At 61.9% G+C, this 791-nt stretch carries 1 protein-coding gene; it reads left to right on the top strand.

Annotated elements, in window-relative coordinates; all coding sequences use genetic code 11:
• Window positions 1-105: 105 nt before the first annotated feature.
• Window positions 106-791 (top strand): TenA family transcriptional regulator (locus ACYP5B_RS14265; RefSeq protein WP_459570145.1); only part of this gene is annotated, 686 nt, incomplete at its 3' end.

Raw genomic sequence — 791 nt, 5'->3', positions numbered from 1 at the left:
GTAGATAGTATACAATCTACATCATGGTGCCGGATGGAGCGGATAAAGCCTCCGGACCACGCAACGCTATCCCCCACCTTGAACTCGTTCCCCCAGGAGCCCCCGATGGCCGAACTGATGAACCGTGATGATTTCCGTGCCGCCCTTGAAAACGCCATCAAGGGCAAGAGCGCCAACAAGGCCCCCTTCAGCGTGGCCTGGGCCAGCGGCAAGCTCTCCCGCGACCACCTCGCCCGCTGGGCCGAGAACCACTATCACTATGTCGGCCCCTTCGCCGACTACCTCGCCTACATCTACGCCCGCACGCCCGACCGCTTCACCGAAGCCAAGGACTTCCTGCTGGCCAATATGTATGAGGAGGAAATCGGTGGCGATCGCCACACCGACCTGCTGGTCCGCTTTGCCGAAGCCTGCGGCACCACCCGTGAGCGCGTGGTCGATCCGGACAATATGTCGCCCACCACCCGTGGCCTGCAAAGCTGGTGCTATGCGGTGGCCATGCGCGAAGACCCGATCGTCGCCGTCGCCGGCCTGGTGGTTGGCCTGGAATCGCAGGTGCCTTCGATCTACCGCAAGCAGACCCCGACCCTGCGCGACAAATACGGTTTCACCGACGAAGAAGTCGAATTCTTCGACCTGCATATCGTCTCGGACGAAATCCATGGCGAGCGCGGCTACCAGATCGTGCTGGAACACGCCAACACGCCCGAGCTGCAGCAGCGCTGCCTGAAGATCTGCGAGATCGGCGCCCAGATGCGCCTGCTCTACACCACCGCGCTGTATCACGACTA

This window comes from Cupriavidus sp. 8B, from assembly GCF_054589115.1.
The sequence above is the reverse complement of the archived record's forward strand: the minus strand, read 5'-3'. Positions and strand labels throughout refer to the sequence as shown.